The organism is Telluria sp. AZSoR62, from assembly GCF_058111565.1.
On record NZ_JBYTST010000364.1, the window covers coordinates 1 to 264 of the forward strand.

1 protein-coding gene is annotated in these 264 nt (G+C 60.6%); it reads right to left on the reverse strand.

Annotation, left to right across the window (positions count from 1 at the left end; all coding sequences use genetic code 11):
• Positions 1–264: hypothetical protein (locus AC3XQU_RS24110; protein ID WP_489876651.1), on the reverse strand; the 264-nt coding region annotated here is incomplete at both ends.

Sequence of the window (264 nt, forward strand, 5' to 3'; positions counted from 1 at the left end):
GGCGAAGCCGCGCTCAAGGGCAACTTCGACCGCCTTCAGCCCGGCGGCCGACTTCTTGGGTTTGCCGACCAGCAGGTCATCTTCGTTGATGTCATCGACAGGAGCTCCACGTTTCATGGCTTCATACTTGCCGGTAATGGGGGTGAAAACGAAATGGGCGGTATGGTGGCGCGCCCGGTGTGCCGCGCTGGAACCGCTTACCGCGGCAATCCCACCGTTGGGCGCAAAGCGTGGTGATGCTGGTGTGACGTGCACCATAATTTG